Annotated in this window: 22 protein-coding genes, 1 tRNA gene and 3 pseudogenes; 14 read left to right on the top strand and 12 right to left on the bottom strand. The window is 68.5% G+C overall.

All coding sequences use genetic code 11. The features are described 5' to 3' along the window. The first annotated feature begins 200 nt into the window (after nt 1–200). The 10 genes and pseudogenes from ACZ5VC_RS30780 (at nt 201) to ACZ5VC_RS30735 (ending at nt 7,899) form a co-directional block, all read left to right on the top strand. A complete protein-coding gene (locus ACZ5VC_RS30780) occupies nt 201–1,232 on the top strand; it encodes a hypothetical protein (RefSeq protein ID WP_469123253.1) in 1,032 nt (343 codons plus the stop codon). Nucleotides 1,233–1,656: 424 nt separating this feature from the next. Then, nucleotides 1,657–1,730: transfer RNA gene (locus ACZ5VC_RS30775), tRNA-Met, on the top strand. Between the two features lie 515 nt (nt 1,731–2,245). Next, nucleotides 2,246–2,737, top strand: a complete 492-nt coding sequence (locus ACZ5VC_RS30770) for a hypothetical protein (protein ID WP_469123252.1) — start codon at nt 2,246–2,248, stop codon at nt 2,735–2,737. A 193-nt stretch (nt 2,738–2,930) separates the two neighbouring features. Next, a pseudogene (locus tag ACZ5VC_RS30765) lies at nt 2,931–3,761 on the top strand (NAD(P)H-binding protein). Nucleotides 3,762–4,223: 462 nt separating this feature from the next. Beyond that, a complete protein-coding gene (locus tag ACZ5VC_RS30760) occupies nt 4,224–4,802 on the top strand; it encodes a DUF6368 family protein (protein ID WP_469123251.1) in 579 nt (192 codons plus the stop codon). Between the two features lie 398 nt (nt 4,803–5,200). Next, entirely contained in the window at nt 5,201–5,440 is a 240-nt protein-coding gene (locus tag ACZ5VC_RS30755; RefSeq protein ID WP_469123250.1) for a hypothetical protein, read from the top strand. Then, nucleotides 5,440–5,814: a toxin Doc gene (locus tag ACZ5VC_RS30750; RefSeq protein ID WP_469123249.1), complete on the top strand. Its 375-nt coding sequence runs from the start codon at nt 5,440–5,442 to the stop codon at nt 5,812–5,814. The genes ACZ5VC_RS30755 and ACZ5VC_RS30750 overlap by 1 nt, the downstream gene beginning before the upstream one ends. A 273-nt stretch (nt 5,815–6,087) precedes the next feature. Further along, on the top strand, nt 6,088–6,405 hold the full coding sequence (locus tag ACZ5VC_RS30745) for a hypothetical protein (protein ID WP_469123248.1): 318 nt from the start codon (nt 6,088–6,090) through the stop codon (nt 6,403–6,405). Beyond that, complete coding sequence (locus ACZ5VC_RS30740) at nt 6,402–6,917, top strand: NUDIX hydrolase (protein WP_469123247.1); 516 nt, start codon at nt 6,402–6,404, stop codon at nt 6,915–6,917. Before ACZ5VC_RS30745 ends, ACZ5VC_RS30740 begins: the two co-directional genes overlap by 4 nt. Before the next feature lie 316 nt (nt 6,918–7,233). Then, nucleotides 7,234–7,899, top strand: coding sequence for a hypothetical protein (locus ACZ5VC_RS30735; RefSeq protein WP_469123246.1), 666 nt, complete (start codon nt 7,234–7,236; stop codon nt 7,897–7,899). A gap of 18 nt (nt 7,900–7,917) precedes the next feature. Here ACZ5VC_RS30735 and ACZ5VC_RS30730 read toward each other — a convergent pair. Beyond that, nucleotides 7,918–8,218 (bottom strand): annotated as a pseudogene (locus ACZ5VC_RS30730) (ATP-binding protein); the annotation flags it as partial. Nucleotides 8,219–8,263: 45 nt separating this feature from the next. Between ACZ5VC_RS30730 and ACZ5VC_RS30725 the strand changes: the two are divergent. Beyond that, entirely contained in the window at nt 8,264–8,581 is a 318-nt protein-coding gene (locus ACZ5VC_RS30725; RefSeq protein WP_469123245.1) for a hypothetical protein, read from the top strand. Nucleotides 8,582–8,677: 96 nt separating this feature from the next. On the opposite strand, the gene ACZ5VC_RS30720 is transcribed toward ACZ5VC_RS30725, so the two are convergent. The 7 genes from ACZ5VC_RS30720 to ACZ5VC_RS30690 all read right to left on the bottom strand — a co-directional run bounded on the left by ACZ5VC_RS30720 (nt 8,678) and on the right by ACZ5VC_RS30690 (nt 15,915). After that, a complete protein-coding gene (locus ACZ5VC_RS30720) occupies nt 8,678–9,241 on the bottom strand; it encodes a CbrC family protein (protein WP_469123244.1) in 564 nt (187 codons plus the stop codon). Nucleotides 9,242–9,587: 346 nt separating this feature from the next. Beyond that, nucleotides 9,588–10,574 (bottom strand): TniB family NTP-binding protein, encoded by a 987-nt coding sequence (locus ACZ5VC_RS30715; protein WP_469123243.1) that lies wholly within the window; start codon nt 10,572–10,574, stop codon nt 9,588–9,590. A 141-nt stretch (nt 10,575–10,715) separates the two neighbouring features. Next, nucleotides 10,716–12,854 carry a transposase family protein gene (locus ACZ5VC_RS30710; RefSeq protein WP_469123242.1) on the bottom strand — a complete coding sequence of 713 codons (2,139 nt, stop codon included), beginning with the start codon at nt 12,852–12,854 and terminating at the stop codon, nt 10,716–10,718. Further along, nucleotides 12,851–13,414 (bottom strand): TnsA-like heteromeric transposase endonuclease subunit, encoded by a 564-nt coding sequence (locus ACZ5VC_RS30705; protein ID WP_469123241.1) that lies wholly within the window; start codon nt 13,412–13,414, stop codon nt 12,851–12,853. Before ACZ5VC_RS30705 ends, ACZ5VC_RS30710 begins: the two co-directional genes overlap by 4 nt. Then, nucleotides 13,411–13,659, bottom strand: a complete 249-nt coding sequence (locus tag ACZ5VC_RS30700; RefSeq protein WP_469123240.1) for a hypothetical protein — start codon at nt 13,657–13,659, stop codon at nt 13,411–13,413. Before ACZ5VC_RS30700 ends, ACZ5VC_RS30705 begins: the two co-directional genes overlap by 4 nt. 177 nt (nt 13,660–13,836) lie before the next feature. Further along, entirely contained in the window at nt 13,837–14,796 is a 960-nt protein-coding gene (locus ACZ5VC_RS30695) for a DNA-binding protein (protein ID WP_469123239.1), read from the bottom strand. A gap of 474 nt (nt 14,797–15,270) precedes the next feature. Next, nucleotides 15,271–15,915, bottom strand: coding sequence for a TetR/AcrR family transcriptional regulator (locus ACZ5VC_RS30690; RefSeq protein ID WP_468714907.1), 645 nt, complete (start codon nt 15,913–15,915; stop codon nt 15,271–15,273). Nucleotides 15,916–15,989: 74 nt separating this feature from the next. Between ACZ5VC_RS30690 and ACZ5VC_RS30685 the strand changes: the two genes are divergently transcribed. After that, complete coding sequence (locus ACZ5VC_RS30685; protein WP_468714905.1) at nt 15,990–16,376, top strand: nuclear transport factor 2 family protein; 387 nt, start codon at nt 15,990–15,992, stop codon at nt 16,374–16,376. Nucleotides 16,377–16,780: 404 nt separating this feature from the next. Here ACZ5VC_RS30685 and ACZ5VC_RS30680 read toward each other — a convergent pair whose 3' ends face one another. Next, on the bottom strand, nt 16,781–17,059 hold the full coding sequence (locus ACZ5VC_RS30680; protein ID WP_469123238.1) for a hypothetical protein: 279 nt from the start codon (nt 17,057–17,059) through the stop codon (nt 16,781–16,783). 99 nt (nt 17,060–17,158) lie between these two features. After that, a complete protein-coding gene (locus tag ACZ5VC_RS30675) occupies nt 17,159–17,866 on the bottom strand; it encodes a hypothetical protein (protein WP_469123237.1) in 708 nt (235 codons plus the stop codon). Between the two features lie 330 nt (nt 17,867–18,196). On the opposite strand from ACZ5VC_RS30675, the gene ACZ5VC_RS30670 reads away from it, so the two are divergent. Continuing rightward, the gene (locus ACZ5VC_RS30670; protein ID WP_469123236.1) at nt 18,197–19,576 is read left to right on the top strand and encodes a hypothetical protein; all 1,380 of its coding nucleotides are present in this window, start codon (nt 18,197–18,199) and stop codon (nt 19,574–19,576) included. A gap of 53 nt (nt 19,577–19,629) precedes the next feature. Here the strand turns inward: ACZ5VC_RS30670 and ACZ5VC_RS30665 are convergent, their stop codons facing one another. Then, entirely contained in the window at nt 19,630–19,857 is a 228-nt protein-coding gene (locus ACZ5VC_RS30665) for a hypothetical protein (protein WP_469123235.1), read from the bottom strand. Between the two features lie 72 nt (nt 19,858–19,929). On the opposite strand from ACZ5VC_RS30665, the gene ACZ5VC_RS30660 reads away from it, so the two are divergent. Further along, on the top strand, nt 19,930–20,391 hold the full coding sequence (locus ACZ5VC_RS30660; RefSeq protein ID WP_469123234.1) for a hypothetical protein: 462 nt from the start codon (nt 19,930–19,932) through the stop codon (nt 20,389–20,391). A 229-nt stretch (nt 20,392–20,620) separates the two neighbouring features. Here ACZ5VC_RS30660 and ACZ5VC_RS30655 read toward each other — a convergent pair. Beyond that, nucleotides 20,621–21,805: pseudogene (locus ACZ5VC_RS30655) on the bottom strand (helicase associated domain-containing protein); the annotation flags it as partial. Between the last annotated feature and the right edge of the window lie 89 nt (nt 21,806–21,894).

Raw genomic sequence — 21,894 nt, 5'->3', positions numbered from 1 at the left:
CCAGCCGCGCCCTTCGCCTGCCGCCCCTCCCTCTGTGTGCGGGGAGCGTGCGCCCCGGCCCGGTGCGCGGCCGCGTCCACTGATGGGTGACCTTGAGGGGCTGCTCGCTTGGCCGGATCCCATCCGGTGCGCAGACGCGAGAGTGCACACCTTTGCGTCGCTGCGGCAGGATCGGCACTTGATCACTACCAGGGGGCCTGATGAGACGTTCCATACCGATGGTCGCTGCGCTGCTGCTCATGGTGGTCGGCTGTGACGTGCCGCCCGACGCGAAGGCGCCCGGTGCGTCTTCGAACACCCCTGCCCGGCAGGTCAAGCCGCTGGACACCACGCAGGCACGCCAGATCGTCAGGGATCTGAACCGGCGCATGGACGTGGACAGTCAGGACGCCGCGTTCTGGCGCGGTGTCGCCGAGGGCCCGTGGCTGGACAAGGTTCTGGCCGCGGTGGAGACCGCCGCGAAGTACGGCACCAAGGCACCACCGGAACCGACCAACTCGCCCGAGACCGCGCCGGGAGTCCACGCCTGGACCGCCTCCGGCCAGGACCGCAACGACCGCTGGATCCTGGGCGCCTATGAGTCCGCCGGCTGGGTAGTCGGCGACACGAAGAAGTCGGCTTCATTGACCTGGGCCCTCTACCGCCAGCGGCAAGGCGGCCCCTGGCGTAAGACCTTCCAGGTCCAGGCGCCGTCGACCACCGCTCTGCCCAAGCCGGCCACCAAGCCTGACGGGCAGGCCGTGACCGGCGGCGACACCTCCAACCTTGCAGCGCCTCCCTCCTCCGTCTGCGGCCTCATGGGGGACTACGTGACGGGCAGGAACAACATTCAGGCGAAGAAGACGCGCTGGAGCAAGGAGATCGATTCCGGCCGCACCGAGTTCGCGGCGGCCGAGCGGAAGGTGCGTGGACAGTTCGGCGCCGCATCGGTCGACATCACCAGCACGCCCACGCGGACACCGCACGGGCCCCTGTGGCGCACGGCGGACGGCGGCGCCCTTGTTGCGTGCGTGGCCGTGAACAAGACCGCCATCGACATGGGCCCCGGGCGGTACAGCGAATTCACCAGCAGCGGCTGGACGGGTACGACGGGCATCCGCTGGGCTGCGTATACCCAGAGCATGCTGGTGATGACGGTGCTGAAGGTCCCCGCCGGTTCCGGAGAGGTGTCCGTCGCCGCCAGGAGTTCATGGCCTTACGAATTCGACGGGACACGGTACACCGGCAGCTGACTCGACCGGCAACAGCCGCACCCATGACGCGGTGCGACGCCCACCCACAGGGTTCGGCCGCAGACACTGGGGGCTGTGCGTGATGATGGGCCGGTGAGTACCGCCGCCACTGCGACTGCTGTGTCCCATGAGCCCGTTCGGTCTCTATTCCCTGATCAGGTCCGGGGCCCGTGCGGTGCGGCATCTGCGCCGTCCCGGGAGCCGGGGGCTGTATGTGTCGGCGACGGGGACGGGCACGACGCGAACCAGGAACGCCTCGTTGCCGCCCTCTTCGACGGCGACTGGACCGGCGACAACCCCGCTCCAGCCTTCGGATGAACCGCAAGACCCCGCCCGGGCACGCCGGCCGTAGCTGACCACGGGTGTCAAGGGCCTGGGGGAAAACCCGTCGCGCGGCGTGTCCTTGGCGTCTTACGGTGGAGGTCGCCGGGTGGAGCAGGTCGGTAGCTCGCTGGGCTCATAACCCAGAGGTCGCGGGTTCAAATCCCGCCTCGGCCACGCATGAGTCGGGCCCCGCCGCACACAGTGCGGCGGGGCCCGACCGCCTTCCAAGGGACACATCCGCTGCCGAGCCGGACGATGGGGCCGGCGGTGATGCGGTGTGCAGGCCCTCGGCGCCGGGTAGGACGCGCAGCAAGGCGAACCGGGATGTCAGGGGGTGGGCCGGTGGCCGGGGGCGGCGGCGTAAGTACGGAACGGTCCGGCAGAGCGGAGGGCGCCTGGATCCAGAGCACCGCACCGGGCGGCCACCCGTGCAGGTGCTGATCTCGCGGGTCGGCTGTGTGATCTGCGGGTCGGGGAAGATCCGGATCGCGGCACCTGGTGCGGAGTGTGAGGCCTGCTACCAGCGGCGACGTGCCCGCAATGCGCGCCGGACACGGCTGCGTCGGGACGCAGCCGGGCAGCCCACGGGGCGGCTGATTGCCGACCGGGCCCAGGCGGCGGACCGCATGCGCACCCTGCACCGCACATGGGAGGCAAAGGGTCCGGATCCGCTACCGGCAGCCATTACCGTGCTGGAGCGCCTGCGGGCGGCACTGGACTCAGTTGCCGTCCTGGACACCGAGTTGAGTCGAAGCTTCCTCGCGGGAACCCGGCCACGCTCCGTCGGCGCGGTACCGCGGGAGGAGGCCGCCCTCCGACGCAGACTCCTGGCCGCCCTCAAGACCGGCACCCTCACCGTGCACGACGTGATGGACCAGGCGAGCGACCTGCACGAGAGCGAGACCACCACCGTCCTTAAGGACACGCACGCCTTCGCGATCCTGGCCGCCTGCTTCGGGCACCACCGCACCGTGTCCGCCTTCCGCCAGCACAGCCTCGCCCTCGGCGCGCCCTGGAAAGACGTCCGCAACCAGATGCCCCTGCTCCTGGCCGACCTCACCCCAGCCAAGGACGGCCCGGCAGACCAAGATGTTGACAGGGCCGCCCGCCTGGACACCGGCCTTGCCTATGCGGCCAGGACAGCCGACGCACGGCGGCGCTCAGAACTCGGCGTGAGCTGACAGCCACACGCTGGCCAGCCAGTGGTGCGCCAGCTCCGAACAGGCCCTGTGTCGGCGTACACATGAACGTGCCCAGTCGCGTACGGATGTACGTGCCCAGCCGCGGGAGTGGCCAGGCGCTCCTTGACCTGAAGCATGCTTGAGGTTCTAGCGTGTCGCCTACTTGATCATCTGATGGCGGGAAGACACGCCCATGATCCTCGTGACCGGAGCGACCGGAAATATAGGCAGTGCCCTGCTGAAGGAGCTGCGCGCGCGGTGTCGGGCCGCTGAGGGGGCTCACCCGTGATGCCGCAGGGCCGCCCTCCCCGATGGGGTCGAGGCCGTGGAGGGCGACTTTGTAGAGCTGGCGTCGTTGAAGCCCGCGTTCGAAGGGGTGCGCTCGCTGTTTCTTGTGTCACGTCTGGGTTCGGACGCCGACATACTCGAAGCCGCCCGGCAGGCGGGTGTGGAGCATGTCGTGCTGGTGTCGTCCATCACCGTCCAGACCCACCCGCACCTCGGCCCCGCCGGCGAGAACCTGGCGGTGGAGCAAATGCTCAAGGCAAGCGGCATGGCCTGGACGATCCTGCGGCCGACGCAGTTCGCCTCGAACGCCCTGATGTGGGCGGCTTCCATCCGTGGCCACGAGACCGTCCGCGCGCCGTACGCCGAGACCGCGCTGCCGACCATCCCTCCTGCGGACATCGCGGCGGTGGCACGGGTGGCACTGACCGAGCCCGGCCACCACGGGTGCACGTATGCCTTGACCAGTCCAGAGCCGGTGACCGCCCGACAACAGGTCGAGGCCATCGCGGCAGCACTGGGGCGGGAGGTTTGCTTCGCCGAAATCAGCCGCCAGCAGGCCCACGCACAGATGGCCGCGGTCTTCGGCGCCGAGGCCGCGGAAGCGGTGCTCGAGGTCACGGGCGGAGACGTGAACGACGAGCTGCTGATGGTGCGCGACACGGTTGCACGGATCACTGGAACGCCCGCCCGCCCGTTCCGGCAGTGGGCTTCGGAGAACGCCAACGCCTTCCGTTGAACCGCTTGGGCCTGAGCACGTTCATCCGTACTCAGGTGCGCATTTTCACGAGTACGCCGACACCCTGCGACGCGAGGCCGCGCAGGACCACGGTTCACCACCCGACCAGGGCGAGAAGGGGACCAGGGACGTCTCTACGCCTGTGCCTTGATGGCATGCTTGTCGTGCGCGATCAGTTGTCCGGGGCGATCGAGGCTTTGCCTGCCCCAACATACAAGCGCAGGGAGGCGACTTGAGTACCACCCCGGAGCGTCACCACCGCCATCCTCGACCGACTCCTGCACCACTGCGACGTCGTCTCCATCAAAGCCCCAGCTATCGACTCAAGAACCGCCTCGCCGCTATCGAACGCGACAACGCGGCCTGACCAGCGGGTCCGTGACCCAAAATCGATCGGCTCTCCGTGTGGACCTGGTAGAACCAGGTCCACACGGCACTGGGCCGCGCGATCCAGGGGGCAGCATGGCGGGACCGGCAGTGGGACTGTGGCTCTTCGAACACTGGATCTTCGAAGAGATACGCGCCAGTGTGATCCCGTGGCTGGAGGCGTTCTGTGATCTAGTCGAAATTGAGACTGGTGGCGACCTGGCCTTCCGAGTCCGAGAGCCTGCAGTCATTGAGATGCCCACCCTCAATTCCGCAGGGGCGGGCATGTTCTTTCTCTCCGAGGACGACTGCATCCCGGCAGTAGACGAGGATTACTCGGCTTTCTCACCGCCGCCAGTTCAGGGTCTCGTACTCGCCGCCGGCGTTTCGGGGCAGGTGAACCACACTTTGCTCGGCCATCTCGCCCTTGCCTTCGCTCGCCGGCTCAACGCGATGATCGACTTCGACGGCGTCCTTGGATACCCCACCCCTCGCGATCAGACGAAGGAAGTCGCAGACCTGGCCCGAGCACGAGCGCTGGTGGCATCTCTCCCCGGCACCGTCAGAGAAGTCTCCTACGACACGGGCGGCGGCGACCGCTGGATCCGACATGTTGGCGACCAGGAGTTCCTCGGTGCCTGGCTGCAGCACCCACACTTCCACCTCGTCAAGTAAGCCACAGGCACCTCGGCATGGCGCGGTCTCGAGGCTGATACTCACACCGTCGTCGAACTGGGCACGTTCGTTCATCCGTACCTCACTGAGCACTCGCATGAGTACGCGGACAAGCGCAACAGCCGGGGCGTCGTGCCCGGTGCGGCAGTGTGTTCCGTGACCAGTGAAGGATCCGTTGCCATGGCGGTTATCGAGCACATCGACCAAGCCGTGAGCGTCACCGCGAGCCCGTCCGTCACCGGGACCCTGCATGTGTGGTCCAAAACCCCGTGAAGCCGCGAACGCCTGTCTCTGACGGGCCACTGGCCCGCCGAGGGCCCCGGCACGCCGTGACCTGCGGAAATGCAGAGACCAAACCGGCCCTGGCCCCTCAGGTACCTAGTAGGTACCATCGAGGTATGCCGTCCTTGAATGTCACCTTCACCGACGAGGAGCTGGAGGAGGTCCGCGCCGCCGCGGCCGCCGAAGGCAAGTCCCTCAAGCAGTACGTCCACGACCTGCCGCTGCGCGAGCGCCAGCGCCGCCAGTTCGTCCGCTACGCCGTCTCCTGGGGCGATGCACACCGGGACGAGTTCGACGACGCCTTCCCCGACGAAGCCCCGCCCGCCCGTAGTGACCGCGGGGCGGACGCCGCCTGATGATCCTCCACATCGACGTCCCCTGGCTCCTCGACGTCCAGGAACAGGCCGTCCCCGAAGACGTCTCCGTCGCCGACTACTCCGCCCTCGTCGCCGCCGTCGCCCGCCACAAGACCCGCATCCCCCGCCCCACCACCGCCGACCCCGACCCCGCCTGGCGCGCCGCAGCCCTCCTGCACACCCTGATCCGCCTGCAGCCGCTGCCGTACCGCAACAGCTTGTACGCCTGCCAGGTCACCGCCGCCTACATGCACGCCTCTGGCGAGGGAATCGACCCCCCGTACGGCGCGATGGTCGACCTGGTGCGCGACATCCAGGCCGGTAAGGCCACCGTCTACCACGCCGCCGACCGCATCCGCACCTGGCGCATCTGACCCCACGCAGGGCCGAGACGCGCCGCCGCGGCCCAGCCATGCAGGAAGATCCCGGCCGCGAGCCTGCGGCGTACTCCGGAGGCCTCCAGCAGTTCCTCGATCCGCCCAGCCAGTAGCTTCCGCTGGTCAAGGACGGCGGTGAGCGAGGCGACGGTGAGCAAAGAGTGGACGCGTTGGCCTCACTGGCCAGCGGCCACGGAGGGGTTGGAGAAACGACGCTCTGCACGAGGCCGGCCCGCAAAGATCTACCTCCGCGAAGCGGTGCAAGCCGCAGTGCAGGTACGCAAGGAAACCGTCCCCGGCTTCGGCCCCGCCCGCCCGCTGCCCCGGCAGTGGCCTCGCCGTGATCGGGTGACGCTGCGGGCGTGCGCCGAGATCGCCCGCCGGCTGGACCGCGACTACACCGAGGTCCGCAACTACCCCCGCCTGTATCCGGCCGGAGCGAACAACCCCTTCCCTCCTGCAGGCACCGACAGCATGCGCTCCTGGGGAGACATCTCCGCATGGCAAGAGCGACGGCCAGGCATGGGCAACCACCGCACCACTGATCCACGCGCCATCGCCACTGACGAAGGACAGAACGCGCCGTGAGCACCGAGACACCGTTTCACCGCATCAAGATCCGCACTGCCGCAGTCGTCTTCAACGGCGACGACATCGCGCTCATCAAGCGCGTCAAGAACGGCATCGAGCAGTACACCCTGCCAGGAGGCAACGTGGAGCCGGGGGAATCGCTCCCGGATGCTCTCGCCCGCGAACTCATGGAGGAACTGGGTCTCGACGTCGGCCAGGCCGACGCCCCGCCCCGTTTCACGTGGCTGATGGACGCCATGGTCAGCCGCCCGGGAACCACCCCGCCGCGCAAACTGCACATGGTCTTCCGGCTCAACATCAACGACCGGGTGCGCGCGAGCCTGCACCAGGTGGAACACGACGACACCGCCGGCGCCGGCGAACTGGTCTGGGTGCCCTATCAGGACACCAAGGACATGGCCCTCTTCCCACCTGTGCCCGTGGCAGGCCTTGCAGCTCCTGAAGCCGACCAGGACGCCAACGCCGCTCTGCTCCCCGGGCTCGACGACTCCAACTACCGCTGGCTCTGACCGCCTCGAGGAACCAGGACGGCAGGGCCGCTGAAGGGGTGGGTGCGGTGGTGTGCGGGGGCCGGCTCCGTCCCGCCCGCACAAGTTAGGTCCTGTCTTCCCCGGCCGGCTCGGAGCCAGCCCCCGCACAGACACGCGGATACGACCCGCAGGCGCGGGCGGCGTCCGGTCAGGCGGGGGCGCACCGAGGGACGGTGTCGGCGTACTCCTCTGGCTGCACCACGGAGTACAGAGATATGTGCACCAGTCTCTGGTTGAGTTCTGCCCTCTGCCGCCTGCTGGCTCGTCCGCCGATGCTGTAGGCGAGACTGTCCAGATGGCCGTGGACACAGTGCTCGCATCATCGGACGGCATGCGTAACTACCTCGTCGATCAGTTCAACCTTGTGCTGCGCAGGCCGGGGATGTACGGCGATGTGGAGCTCGCCGCTTGGATGGCGATAGACCATCTGCTCTTCCTTGAGCAACGGCCCGAAGTTTGGGGTGACCAGAAGCACGCCTGGGGCGAAGTAGGCCTTTGGCCCCCCACTGGCGTCAAAGGCGCCATCAGCCGTCTACTTCCATCCGACCACGATGCCAGCGTGGCCTCCGTATACGCGGAGTTCGCATGGCGACAGGGGTGGCTCAAGCCCGATCGAGTGCTGGACGCCGAGACATACGCGTCAATGCGGAGCATGATCGGTCCGTGGGCCCAGCACGACCGAGTATGGGCGGATGTTCTTGCTGCCTTCGGTCCTCCGTCGGTGCTGTTCGGCGGAACCAACCCGTTCTACGGAAAAACCCTCGGTTATGTCACCAAGGACATCGCAGAGCCGATGATCTCCTTCCACCTGTGGAATGGCACCGAGCCTGGATCCGATTCGTCATGGCCCCCGGGTCGGGAAGCGCCGTTGCTTCTCGCGGTCCGCTGTGGCGATGGCCAGTTCGCCGATCGATTCACGTTCACACCGGAAGGTCGGCGCCGGCGCCCGGAGATCGCCTGATCCCAGTGACGCGCGAACTCAAGTTCCGGCCGCGTCTGTGTCGCGTTCGATGGCGGCGAGCCGGTTCTTGAGGCAGTGGTAGCGCTTGAGATCACCTGGAAGACCAGGTTACCTCTGCGCGTTCGAGGGGCTGGTAGCCCACCTCGTCGACCACGAGAACGGCCGGTCGGAGGTAGCTGCCGAGCTTGCTGGTCAGCCGCCCGGCGGCCTCGGCGGCTTTGAGGTTGCGGACCATGTCGTCGAGGCTGGTGAAGTAGATCGAATGGCCCGCCCGGCATGCCGCGACCGCGAGAGCGACGGCGATATGTGTCTTGCCCACTGCTGCTCGGATTGCAGTCGCGGCTGGATCTAAAGGGGGCTACCCATGGAGCACAGCTCTGAGCGGGAGAACGCCGAAGGCTGGGCTTCTCGGTACACCCTGGACATGCCGGAAGAACGCCACGCTGTGCGCGAGGCACTGCGCTCAGATCTGTCCGCCGCCCACATGGGCTTCGGCGTGACCGTCATCGCTTTGGTCGTGGTCGCCTGTTTCCCCGGCTCTCGATGGACCTTGATCATTGCTGGCGCCTTCACGGCCTGGTTCCTTCTTGTGCTGGCAGTGATTCACCTCGGCAGCGGCCGTGGCTGGGGCGCCATCAGGCGGGCCTGCATCGCCGCGCTCGGCTGGGGGAACTGGATCTGAGCGTCCCTTGCTGCCTGCCCATCCAGCCGGGACGATCAGAACAAGCGAACGCTCCCCGCGCGCGCCGAACACGGAGCGAAGAGCTTCGTGGCAGCGTCAGCCGATCTCCCAGGATGCCAGGCTTGTGTCGCAGTGCAAGCAGCGGAACAGGTAGGCGGTCGGCTCTCCAGCCCGGTCCAGTCCCCGCAGGAACTGTTCGGTTTCCGGCGGCGCCCAGCCGTAACGCTGGTGATCTTTACGGAGCATGGCTAGAGCCTCTGGGTGGGCCTCAAGCTCGCGATATCCGGCTGGGCCGAGAAAGGCCGCGCCATCGCCGCAGTGGTACAGCCAGGACTCCTGCTGCCAACCGGCAAAGCCGGGAGTGCGTCGGGTGATCTCTTCGACGACCGACAGAGGTACGTCGTCGGGTACGTCAACGGCATCGCTGAACACCGCCGACATGTCGAAGTCCTCATCGCCTCCGGCTGAGACGCTCAGGGCGCTTGACGCTGCCCCGGAGTGGATGCAGTGAAGGCAGAGGGAATCAGGTTGCCGACCGTAGACAGGGCCTTGATAGCGGATCTGTCGATGCATGCGACAGACACTGCAGACATGGTTGGTGCGCAACGCGGACCCGGAGGCCAGCGGATCAGGGTGGTATCGAAAGGTCGGCTCTGCCACGGGACCATCATGCCAACCAGAAACGGACACCGGGAAGCAGGTAACCGTCTGCTGCCACAGGCCGCGATGTAGCGCAGCATCACTTCACGCGAAGATCCGAGGCTGATGTCGTTTCGTGGGGGTGTAGTTGAGGTGCAGGCGTCGTTGTGTGCTGGGGGTGTCCCGGTTTGGTTGAGACCGTGTGAGCGCGGTCTTGTCGGGCTGTGGGCCTGTTGGTGTGGGGTTCTCTCGTTTTCGTTGAGAGTTTTTCGGTGTCTCTCGTGTGGTCCTGCCTTCTAAAGGGCCGGTGTGTGTTTTCTCTGGTCACAGCGTTGTGTGGCGTGAGGTCGTCGGACGGCTCGGGGGGTTACCGGCGGGGTGTGGTGGGCCGGTTCGGGGTGGGGTGGTGGTGGGTTTCGGCGAGGTGGTCCAAGCGGATCGCTTCGAGGCTGGTTTTGGTGATGCGTTCGGTGCCGTCGCTGATGGCGGTGATGGCTGCTTGGCGGATGAGGCGGGTCAGGCTCCCGATGCGTCCCGCGGTCCGCTGGTGGAGGTAGGCGGCGTGGCGGGGGAGCGTGCCCGTCTGGTGTGCCCGCAGATCGAGTGCTGCTTCCACGCCCGTGATGAGCTCGCGGAAGGGTTCGTGTTTCCCCAGGCGTGCGGGGAATGCTCCGCATTCCACCAGGGAGGCCCGCCCGGCGAGTTGTGCTCCGCGTACCCCGGAGAACAGGGCGGTGGTGGTGACGTCGATGCCGGCGTACACGAAGGTCGCGCGGATGCGTTCGGTGAGGTCTTTGAGGAGATCGGCGGTTTCCGCGCCGGTGGTGGTGCGGGGGTTGAGGCGGTGGATTTCGTCGATGAGGATCAGGCGGACGCCGGTCTGGTTGTAGGTGTGGCAGACGGCGTCGGTGATCTGGGCCTGCGTCATCCGGCCGGTCACGGGAATGCCGAGGTAGCGGGCGAACTCGGTCGCGAGGGCTTTCGCACTCGCCGCGGGCGGGACCAGCACATAGGCCACGGGCACCGATGCGTGCACGCTGCGGCCCGATGGCGGGTGCTGTCGGGTGTGGGCGAGGTGGCAGGTGCGCCCGGTATGCAGGAGAGCAGTGGTCTTTCCGGCCGCTGCCGGCCCGGTGACGATCAACGAGGGCCGTGCGGTGGTCTGCTGGTGCTGTCCCAGGATCATCAGCGTGCGCACGGTCGTGGTGAGGGTGTCGATGGCCGGGGTCCGTACCGTGACGAACGCGGAGTGGTAGGCGAGGCGTTCTTCCGTGCCGCGTTCTGGTTCTCCGGGTGCGGGTGGTTGCGGGGGAGGGGTGGTGGCGAAGTGCTGCCAGCCCTGCCAGGTCGTCACCGGCCATGCCGCGCCTGGTCGTCACCGGCCATGCCGCGCCTGTTGGCCCGTCGCCGTCTGGGGCGCTCATACCGTGTTCTGTTCCGGCGTCCTTTCCGTGCGCCGTGACAGGACTGCCTTGCGCTCCCGGGCGGGGGCCGGTCACCACTTGAGAGCTTCTTCCTCGGCGTCGTAGAGCCCGTACCCGGTCACCGGCACCGCTGAGGGGTCCACGGTCTCGTCCTCCGCCGCGAGGCCTTCTGTTTCCTGGCCGTGGTCGAGGCCGTCGAGGCTGTCCTCTCCCGCACACATGACCCCTGGCTCCGGCTGGGGTGCCTGGTACCGGCTCTCCGAGGGGCGTGGTGGGGGAGTGCGGACGGTGGTCGTGCGGGTGAGGAGGTGCTGCTCCTCGGCGGTGGCCTGTCCTGCCCGGGCACGGCGCATCAGAGCGTCGAGGGCCTCGGCGAGAGCGGCTTCGGCCTGTTCGGCGTTCCGGCCGGCCTGTTGGGCGGTGATGGTGCGCAGGTATTGCCAGGTGCGGTCGTTGAACGGCTGGTGGGTGTGGTCCCGGTGGATCCACGGGATTTCGGTGAGCCCGAGTCCGGGGAGGCGGATCCAGACTTGGCGGACGTCGTGGGGGTTGTGGTGGATTTCCCATTTCCCGCCGCGGCCGACCACGGTGGAGGGCTGCCCGCGGTGCGGGCCGAGCAGGTCGTGGTCGTAGGTGCGGTGGTGCAGGCGGATGCCGTGCTCGGTGATGGCCTGCCACCGCACAGGCAGCAGCTCCAGGTAGTCATTGCCGGTCAGCGGTACGGGCATGTATCCGGCGGCCGCGACCAGGGCTGCCCACATCTGGTTCGGGGACAGTGCGATTTTCGGGAGCATGGGATGCCGCAGGCCCTGGTGAGGGCGGTGGTGATAGTGCACGAGCCACTCATCCAGTAACTCCTGCAGCTGGGCGACGCTGTAACAGGCTTCGCGTGCCGCGTCCTTGCCGCGGCGGGTGACGTCGGAGCCGGTGTAGCCGGGCAGGTGCTGGCAGAACAGGGTGTTGATTGACCCGAAGGTCCGCTCCACGATGCCTTTGGCTGTGGGGGCGAACGGCGGTGCGGCCTGCACGCTGATCCCGAGTGCTTCGCAGGCGCCTGTGAATGCCTTCGACAGGAACACCTTCCCGCGGTCCACCACCACGGTCTCGGGCACCACCACCGGCCGGGCGGCTGCCCCGCGAAGACGTTCGTCCAAAGAAAGGAGACGCTCTGCCGGCAGGACCGTGCTGTGTGTGAAGCGCAGGGCATCGGGCCAGGCCGGCCGCGCGGGATGCGGCACCGCCATCTCCGCCAGAAGAAGAGCGGCGTCAACCGCCTGCGTTCCGGCCGGGCACAGCACCCCCGCCAGGATCGCCCTGGAGGCGACATCTACAGCGATCGTGAGCTCCGGCCGGCCCACGCTGCCGTCGTCGAACCGTGCGAGGACGTCCAGGCGGGTGGTGTCGATCTGTACCTGCTCCCCGGGCCGCAGGGCCACAGTCGGGGTGAATCCGCGCCCGTCGTCGGTGACCGGCACCGTCCGTACCTGGGTGGCCGGATGGTCTGCGGGGTGGGTGATTTCATGGACGAGCCGGTAGAACGTGGCCCGTGACGGCATCGCCACGGCACCCTTGTGCCGGTCTTCGAGGAGCCGCGCGACCAGCGGCATGAGCCCTTTGACGGTGCCCTTGGAGCGCCCCCGCTGCCCGCGCAGTACTTCCTTGACCGCGGTCACGACCCGCTCGTCCTGGCGCCCGCCACCGCTTCGCCCCCGTGTGGAACGGTGGTCCACCAGCCCCCACAGCCCCTGTTTGCGGTACGCCAGCCGCATTTTCTGCACCGTCTTCTCCGACACCCGCCCAAAGCCCAGCGCCGTCAGCTCAGCGGCTTTGGCACGTTCGCGCTCGGCCAGCGTCCACCTCTGCGGGTCGTACTGGGACCGCATCACCCCGTCGCTGTCCGGTCCGCCAGGCAATCCGCACTCGACCTCCCTGATGTGCCGCAGCCAGGCCATCGCTTTCTCCCGCGCCGCCACAGGGGCGGTCTCGAACAGCCCCCACTGCGGCACCGCCTGCACTGGCTCCGCACCCAGGATCGCGAAGCCCGGGTCGGCGAACAGGTGCCCGGCGAGCACCACCTGGTCCGCGCCGCCCTCATCGACCAGGTGGAAGCCCTGCCGGGAAAGGGCCACGACCTGCCACCGCACTCCGCCGAAACGGACCTGCGCCCCGACCGCCACCACCGGCCGTCCACGGCGCCGCACCCCGCTCACCCAGCCTCCCGGATGCCCGCACCAGCCCTGCGGCCGCCTCTGCTGCTGTCCCCTGCGCCCGACAGGCCGAGTCCGCCCCCGGACGCAGGGGCCTGGACCAGGACGCGTTCGTGCAGCGGCACATCGATCGCCGCCACCAGCAGTCCCGCCCACAGGGCGTGGAATGCGACGGGCAGCACCTCGATCGGATCACCGACCGCTGCCACCCCCTCAACGAGCGGCCGCGGGCGCTCAAATACGTCCACCACCGCCTCCAGCAGCCCCGTTCTTCCCCGATGCCGCCGGTGTCGGTAGCCGGCCAGCCATTTCAGATTCGCTGCCGGCGCCTCGTCCAGCGGCGCCAGGCGCCGGTAGCCCCAGCCGATCTCCTCACACGCCGTGCCCACCGCTTCGGCGGCAGCCAGGGCGCGTTCACCGCCGGCATCGGGGCGGCTGGGACAGTCGGCCAGCAGCGCGGTGCCGTCGGCACGGCGGGCGAAGAGCTGCGGCACCCAGGAACGCACCAGCCCACGGGAGTTGCGCCACAACAGCCGCACCGGCCGCCCCGCCAGACCCGTCACGTCCGGGCCCGGTCCAGGACCATCAGCTGGATACGCATCGCGTTCGATCCGGCCGCCACATGCCGCCCGGTCGTGGCCGACCACCACAGACCCGGCCCCCACCGTCGTCCCGGGACCACCGGGAACGCCGACACCGGATCAAGGTCTTCGAACGCGACCGCGAGAGCGGCATCCGCCCACCGCTGCTGCACTGCCTGCCCGACGGGGTCGAGGAAGACTGCTTCGAACCCGGCTCCGATGTTCACGTCCACCGGTCCTGGCCTGCCGCCAGGCCTGACCGCCGCATTTTTGCCGCTCACCCGCTTAGCCAAACCGGCCCGGCTGCCCGCCGGAGCCATTTGCGCATTTCGATCGCGTGGCGCCACGTGATGCGGTAGCAGCGGGCCACACGCCAGCGCGCCCTTTTCCCGGCGAGCCAGCACCTATCCGTCGCCCGCCTCCTGGTACGCCTTGAGCGCGTCGGCCAAAGGACCGGGGGGCAGCTTCGCCCACTGAGCCACATCCTGCGGCGGCACCCCGGCATTCACGGCCGCCACAACAGTGTGCTGCAGGGCCTTGTCGATCAGGGCGGCGCTGTGACTGAGGATGCGCAGCAGATGCTGGGCCACGTCCGCACTCGAACCGGTCTGCGCCCTGCGCAGCTGGATGAGCTGCTCCTGAGCGCCGTCGACGAGGCTACTGATCTGGGCGCGCTGTTCGGCGGGCACCGCAGCCCGCCACATCCTGCCCGAGCCGGGCGCCTTCTTTTCCTTGCCCAGCACTCGTAGCTGTCCGGCCATGGTGGCGGCCTGGTGTTCCTGCCGCAGCCACCACGGGTCGTTGTCGTATCCGGGCGGCCCGCCGACGCCGCGGCGAAGGCGGATGACGCTGCCCATCCACGCGATGAGCGGCCCGCCGTGGTCCGTCGCGGCCAGCGGCCCCAGCCATCCCCGCCCCACCCGTTCACCGAGCCGGCGGCAGAACATCCCGTCGGCGGGCAGCGCCCGCGGACGCCCGGCACCGCTGTCCGCCCACACCAGCTCGGCCATCGCCGGGTCCAGCAGTGCGTCGGCGACGGCCACCACCTCCGGGAAGACGACCGCATCCCGACCCACGATCCGCCACCGCTCCGGATCACCCCCCGCATCCCCGCCCGCAACTAGGTGCAGGCGCTGCGGCCACACCGTCTCCCGCTCCCAGCCGTAAGCCTGCTCCCACCGCCGGGCCACCACCGCCCGCGCCAGCGCGAACACCCTCTCCGGCTCCGCCCCGGCCCGCACCGCCCGCCACGCCACCGAGGCCCACCGCCGCTGCGCCGCCACCACCTCCGGAAGGCCCCGCAGATCGAGGTGTTCCAGGGGCTGGTTGGCGTCCGCGTCCAGCAGCCACCGCCCATGCCGCACGCACACCCGCTCCCACCGCGGCACATACCGCACCGGCCCGCAGCCCCTGCCCGGTGCGCCGGGCCGTGCACAGCCGGCAGCCGAACGCCACCGGACCGGCTACCGCGCCACCGACCCGCCACAGCCCCACCGGATCGTCATCCTCGGCGCGCAGTTTGGCGTCTTCTTCTCCCCAGGACGGCAACGCCCGTGCCCAAGCAGAAGGCCACCGGCTGGTTCTCGCGTCTGCGCGGCTGAAGCGGGCAAGCCTCCGGCGGGCGTGGGCGCCTGTGTACCGGTGGCCGGGGTGCGCATGATGCGCCAGCTGGTGCGCGGCATGGTGAGGGGATGGGTCAGTGGCTGTTGCCGTACCGATCACGGTGGGCAGCGGTTCGAGGGAGGCGACCCGTTCGGGTGGTGGTCTCGGTGGCGTGAGCGTCGGGGCCCCGATGGGGTTCGGGACTTCGTAGCTCGCTTGACCGCTGGGCAAGCTGACTACGCGCCAGTTGTTTCGTTGGCTGGGGTCGGTGACGTGCCCACGAGCTTGCGAAGAAAGCGGTCGACCTGGTCTTCAAGCGGGGGCCAGTGGTGGTCGGGCTGGTTGACCCGCATGGACACCGCGCCGTGCACGGCGGCGCGTAGGTCGAGGGCCACCGTAGAGGCGTCGTCCATCGGGGCTAGGCCGGCGTCCATGCACCTTTGGACTGCGGCCGTGGTCGTACGTCCCAGTTCTTCCTTGAAGCGCATGTCCGTGCGCTGGTTGAGGGTGCTTTCGTGCAGCACCTTGTAGAGCCCCGGGTGGTCGTGTGCCCAGGTGCCCAGGACGAGAGTCCGGGCGCGCAGTTGGGCGACCGGGCTGTCCTCGGCGAGCTCGGCCTGCTGCACGGCGAGCATCAGGTCCTGGTGGCAGCGCTCCAGCGCGGCCAGCACGAGTGCATCGCGGTCGGGAAAGTGCAGGTACACCGACGTCGCGGCGACGTGGATCTCCCGGGCGACGGCCCTAAGGGACAGGGCCTGGTCGTCGCCGACCTCGTCGAGCATGAGGAGAGTGGCGGCGACGACCTCCTCTCGGAGACGTTCGCCCTGGCCACGGGGATTGCGCCCGCGCGGCTGTTGCTTGCTGGGTGACTTGGCATCCATGGTGATCGATTGTATCTGCACATCCGTTGCCCTACAGTCGTAGCGCTACAGCTGTTCACTCATGAGGGGGAGCCTTGCCCAGCGCACGACTCGAAGAGAACAAGCAGACCGTCCTAGCCTTCTACCAGGCCGCGATCAACGACAAGGACCACAACGCGGCCTCGAAGCTGCTCAGTCACAGCTACATCCAGCACAATCCCCGGATCGCCAATGGGCTGGAGGGCTTCCGGGAGTTCGTCGAAACCCTCAAAGCGGACTTCCCCCACCTACGCGCCGAGGTGAAGCGGATTTTTGCCGAGGGAGACCACGTGATCGCCCACGTTCACGGCATCCGGGTGCCTGGCGGCCCGGGGACGGCGATCGTCGACATCTTCCGCCTGGAGGACGGCCGGATCGCCGAACACTGGGACGTCATGCAGCAGATCCCCGACGAGGCACGCAACCAGAACGGCATGTTCTGAGCAGGCGACGGCCTCGGTCGGGTGATCGTGCGGCCGTTTGCACATGAGAGCAGGGCCTCCCGCACAGCTCGTGGGTGTCGAAGTCCACGCGCAACAGGAGGCCCTGGTGCCACAGTCTTCCGTGCCGCCGTCGAGTGCGTCCAACTCGGTTGCCCGTAGCTCCTTGAGGCGACGGACCTGCTTGCGTAGGCGCTGTTCGCTGTCCGGGGTGCCGCCGCGGGCGCGGACCTTGTCGTAGAAGTCGTTCTTCAGGTCGGTGTGCCGCTGGGTGAGTGCGTTGCGCGGGACACGGGCTTCGAGTGCGAGGGCGACGATCGTCAGCGCGCCGTTGGAGCGCTCGGGCGTTCCGCCCAGGATGCGGTCCATCGCGGCACGGATGTGGTCGCGCTCGTCCGGGGCGGGGCTCATGACGTCGGCTCCCGGAGGTCGATGCGGGCGTGGTGGTGTCGGTCGGCCAGGTCGCGGAGATGGTCGGCGCGCCGGGTGAGCCGGTCGGCGAACGGGCCGGGCACTGCCTCCGAGGCGGCTTGTATCTCCAACTCCTGTGCGTGCTGCACGAGTTCGTCGGCGTGGTGGTCGGTGCGCGCGATGTTTGCGCAGGTTGGCTGGCATCGGTCGAGGCTCGGGGCGTCGGTGACATCGAGCCGATGGCACAGGGCGCGGTCGCGGTTGTAGACGCACATCAGGAACGAGTGCGGGTTGTCGTAGACGGTCAGGGCCGGGTTTCCCAGGATGTCCCGGGCTTGGCGGTGCGTGCGGATGGACCCGGCGAACGTGGGGGCCTAGGCGGCAGCGTGGATCGCTCGCCGGGCGGCCGGCCCTGAGATCCCGGTTCCGGCGGCGAGGTCGTCGTGGAGGGTGGTGAGGGTGTCGGCGGTTGCCCGGGCGGTTTCGATGTCGAGCAGCTCGTGGATGCCGCCGTGGCCGCGCGCGGCGTAGCCGGCGCTCACCGCGGTGCGCAGGTGCCCGTACTGGACGGCCAGGGCCACCAGGCCTCCCGGTCGGCGGGCGATGTGCCAGGCCAGCGACCGGCGGAAGCGTGCCACGCCCAGCGCCCCGAACGGATCGTGGGGGATGACTTCACGGGGACGGTCCAGGCGCACGGCGAGGCCGGAGGCCCATGCGATGAAGTCTTCGATCCGGTTGCGTATCGCCTCGAAGCCGATGACCCGGCCGGTGGAGACGCGTCCGCGTGGGATGGCGTGGAGGGCGCTGTCGAAGAGGAGCCCCTCCGGGGCGATGCGTTCCAGTACGCGGATCGCGGCAACCACCGGTGGAATGGCAACCCAGGGGACCTCCCGCACCTGCCCGGCGGAGTAGTGGTTGCCGTCCTGGTCGTGGACACCCTTGAACACTCGGCCGTAGATCAGGTGCCGCCCCGGCGATGGCGGTTCGAGGCAGCAGCCGCTCTCCAGGCCCATCACCTCACCGGGCCGCATGCCTGTGAGATACGCCAGGACGATGAAGCAGGCGACACTCAGGTGCCGCATGAGCTGCGGGACCTCGATGAAGTCGACCGCTTCGGTCCACGGCTGCCCGGCGACCCGGCCCGTGATCGGTGGAGAGCGGGCAGGGGCCGGGGAACCGTATGGCGGGGGTTGGCGGTTTCTGCGCATTCGCGGGGTGGGCGTCGTCGGTTTTGGGTAGGGTCGGGGCAGCCGAGTCCGGGTCTTCGTTCGTAGCGGGGGCACCAGCCGGCTCCTCGAGTCTTCTTGTCACCGTCCGGGGACGCGTTCGTACCGTGTCCACCAGCGGGCTTCCTGCCGCGTGCGCGTGTGCCGCCCAGTTCGGCGCGCGCCCTCCTCCTTTGGAGTCCCGCGATGCCTTCATCGCTGCCCGTAGCCCGTGCGATCGATTTCCTGTGTGAGCACACATCCAGCAAGAGCCGGGTGGCCCTGCTCGCCCACGACAACGGCCCCAGCTCCCTGACAGCCGTCCTCACCTGCAAGGACCCCGACCATGCCTTCGAAGCGGTGGGCCTTCTGCGTCGAGTCCTGGCCTGGCGTGACGCCACCGCCGTCGAAGACGAACTGAAGGCCCTCACAGCCGAGATGCCCGACGCCCCGGCCGGCTCGCTGCGCCAGGCCGTCGTCCAAGCCGCGTCCGGTACCTGGCAGGCACAACCCGGCACCCTGTTCCTGGTACCCGACCCGGACCCGTCCGAAGACCAAGCAGTCTCCGACGTGCCGTCCGGACCGGTGGGGCACCCGCGGCTGAAGGACCTGCCGGGAAAAGTCGTGCGGATCGCGCACCTGCACGAGTTCCACGTCACCGACGAGGACGCTCTCCTGCGGGCTGCTGTCGACCGTGGCTGGGAGCCGCTGCCGGCATCCGAACTCGGTGATGACGATCCACGCGACCTGATCGGTGCCGTGATGACCCTCACCGAGGACCCGGATGTCGCCGGAACCCAGACGGTGGAAGAGCAGAGCTCCGCGGAGCTTCTGCGCGCCGAAGACGGGGATGAGCTGGCTGACTGGAGCGCGGCGCCGGTCATCACCCGGTTCACTCACGGCTGGCGCCTGCGAGGCCAGCAGACCCGGCCCGCAGCCGAAGACCAGACACCGAACTTCGCAGCGCTCTTCGCCACCCGGGACTGCCCGTGCAAGGGCGAGGACGAGGACTGCGAGGAGTGCGGATGGCAGCTCACGCCCCGAACGGCAGACGTACTTCACACCGCACTGGTCGTCCTCGCGGATCAGGCTTACGACGACGCGCAGCGTCTGGGGGACCAGTTCCTGTCAGACGCTGACTCCGCAACCTGGGGGGTCTTCGACCGGCTGCCCCCGCTCACCTGGACGGCCGACCACCGCTGGCGTCGTCGGATGGCGCGCGCCTTCGACGACCTGGCCGGCGACCTCGCGAAGGGAAACTGGCCCAACCCCACCTCCACCGCGGAGGAGATGGCCCTGCACCTGGCCATCGAAGACGCCCCGACCTACCTGGAAGACCGCCCCGCAGAGGACGACCACAACAACCTCCCGGAACACGAGGACGACTACAGCTGGGACGGGTGCTCCGATCTGCTGTTCCAGGACCACGACGTCCTGATGCTCTTCCACTCCAAGTTCACCGGCATAGAGGATCCCGACCACTCCGCGAACCAGTTCATGGGCGTTGGCGACCTTCGGGAGGCCGCCTGGTTCGACCCGTTCGACAACCGCAGCATCAGGGACCCTCGACGAGGCTTCCGGCGGTAGACCACAGCCCCTCGCGCTGGCTGACTGGGGCCAGCGCGAGGGGCACCGGCCTTCTACCGCGCCCAGTCGACGCCCAGCTCGGCGAGCGCGGCGAGCTGCGCCTGGTCGAGCACGGTCGCGGCACCGCACGCCGACCGCGCAACCTCATCTTCGCCACCCTGGGCAAGCCCGACATCCGCTTCGCCAGCGCCCTCGACAACGACATCGAGGTAGCCGAACGCGCCGACGAGGTGCTGGTCTACGACCGCCCCGTCGGCAAGGAGTGCCTGCTCTGGCGGCACCTCTTGTCCTGGTGGCACGAAACCCGGCATATCACTGATGAGGAGCAGGCGGCGCGGGCTCTCTACAGCCGTATGGAGACTTCACTGCCACCAAACTCCCCAGGACAGAAGAATCTGTTCTGGCACTACCACCATGCCAACCGGGACCACTTGAACGACGTGCCCGCCCTCCTGCCGGAGATCTGGCTGCACTGGGACCCCAAGACCCTTCGCGAACGCGGCGTGCACGCCATGCAGAACCTGCGGATGGACTTCCTCATGCTGCTCCCGGGGAATCGGCGTGTGGTGCTGGAGGTCGACGGCATGCAGCACTTCACCCGGAACGGCGGCACCGAACCCGACAGCGCGAAATACGCCGCAACCATGGCTGGCGACCGCGACCTGAAATTTGGCGGATACGAGGTGTTTCGGTTCGGCCACGACGAACTCCGCGACCGCGACCGCGCTCAGCCCCTGCTCGCCGGCTTCTTCGCCACGCTCCTTGACCGCCCACCCGCCGGTCCGTCTCGAGTGCCGCAGTCAGCCCAAGGCTGATCTTGGTCCTGGCGGAAGCCCGGGTTGCCATCCCCTGTCACTGGTAGCCGGGCCTTTGGGTACCTGATGCAACACCCGAGCCGTGTCGCACCCCTGACCTGTCAGTTCGTGCCGCATCTGGCTTCTAGGGCCGGTGTTGCACCACCGTGTTGCAGCCACACGTACGAGACCCCGGGCCCTCTCGGCTCCGGGGTCTCGTACGGTCCGGCTCAATGACCGGGCGGCGGTGTCACGCCCAGTCGATGCCCAGCTTCCGCAGCGCATCCAGCTGCTCCTGGGCGAGCTTGTCTCGCCTCGATTTTGTGTTCGATACCCATACGCCCAGCTTTACGGTCACCGGCCCCACTTCGCCGTCGACCGAGATCTCCTCGGCGTGCCCCCTCGGCACAGACCGGTGGGCGCCTTCCCGCTCCACCCACTGGGTGAGGGCTGTCAGGCCACGCTGGAACGCCTGCTGCGCCTTGCTCTGGCCCTTCGTCGTGCGTTTGGCTGCCGGGGCGGGAGACGGGGTCTCAAACGGCTTGATGCCCAGGGTGGTCAGCCGTTCCTGCTGCTCGGTCGACAGCTGCGCCCAGGTACCCGGGTTTTTCTGCCGCCCCAGCCATCGTCCGATGTCGTCGCCCTCGAACAGCACCCCGGGCTGGATGTCGGGCAGGTGGCCGTCGGCGTCGACCAGGTCCGCGAGGACGCGGTGGTGGCGTTGCCAGTCGAGTGGCCAGGGGCAGTTCCAGTCCGGGTCGATCTCCGCCAACTGCTCGGCCCGGGTCTCCGCGCGCTGCGGGTCCTTGCCGAGGCCGTCTTTGCGGCGCAGGTTGGCCATGTGCTGCCCGATGGGCACCATCGCCTCGCCCTCGCCCCAGACGGCGTCCTGCCGGGGTGCGAGGTGCCCGTGCGCGCGCCGATAGAAGCGGAACGCGGCGAGTTTGTTCTCCCACGCTTCGTCGCCGGGTTCCCACACCATCCCGGCGTCGTCCAGGAGGTTTTTGCGGTGGGGGTCGAGTTCGCCGGCACGCAGTGCCTTGCGCTGCTGGTGCACCCACCGGCCCAGGGGATAGCCCTTCGTCACGCCGGCCTCGGTCTCGACGTCATAGGGCACGGCGTACAGGCCGGTAATCCCGTTCTCGGCACGCCACCGAACCAGGGCCTGATAACCCTCGAGCCAGACCAGGGACTGGGGCCGGATGACCCGGCAGCGTGTGAGGGCGGCGATGTCGGCGGCGCCGCGGGGGGAGGCGAAGTTGACCACGACAGAGGCGACCCGGTCGACCTCCTGCTGCGCCTCGCTGCTCTCCTCGGGCATGTCCCCGTTCTCCGGGCCGGCCGCGCCGGCGGGCCGGACGTGGATACGCCGCCGTTCGGTACCGCGGGTCAGGGCGCGGGAGGCGAGCTGGTCGACCATGCGTTCCGAGTGTGAGTTCTCATTCTTGTTGCGATAGAGATAGATCTCTGACCTGCGATGCTGCAAGTTACTGAGACAACAGCTCGGATAGCTCTGTCATGCGT

The organism is Streptomyces sp. NPDC033174 (assembly GCF_055577795.1).
The sequence above is the reverse complement of the archived record's forward strand: the minus strand, read 5'-3'. Positions and strand labels throughout refer to the sequence as shown.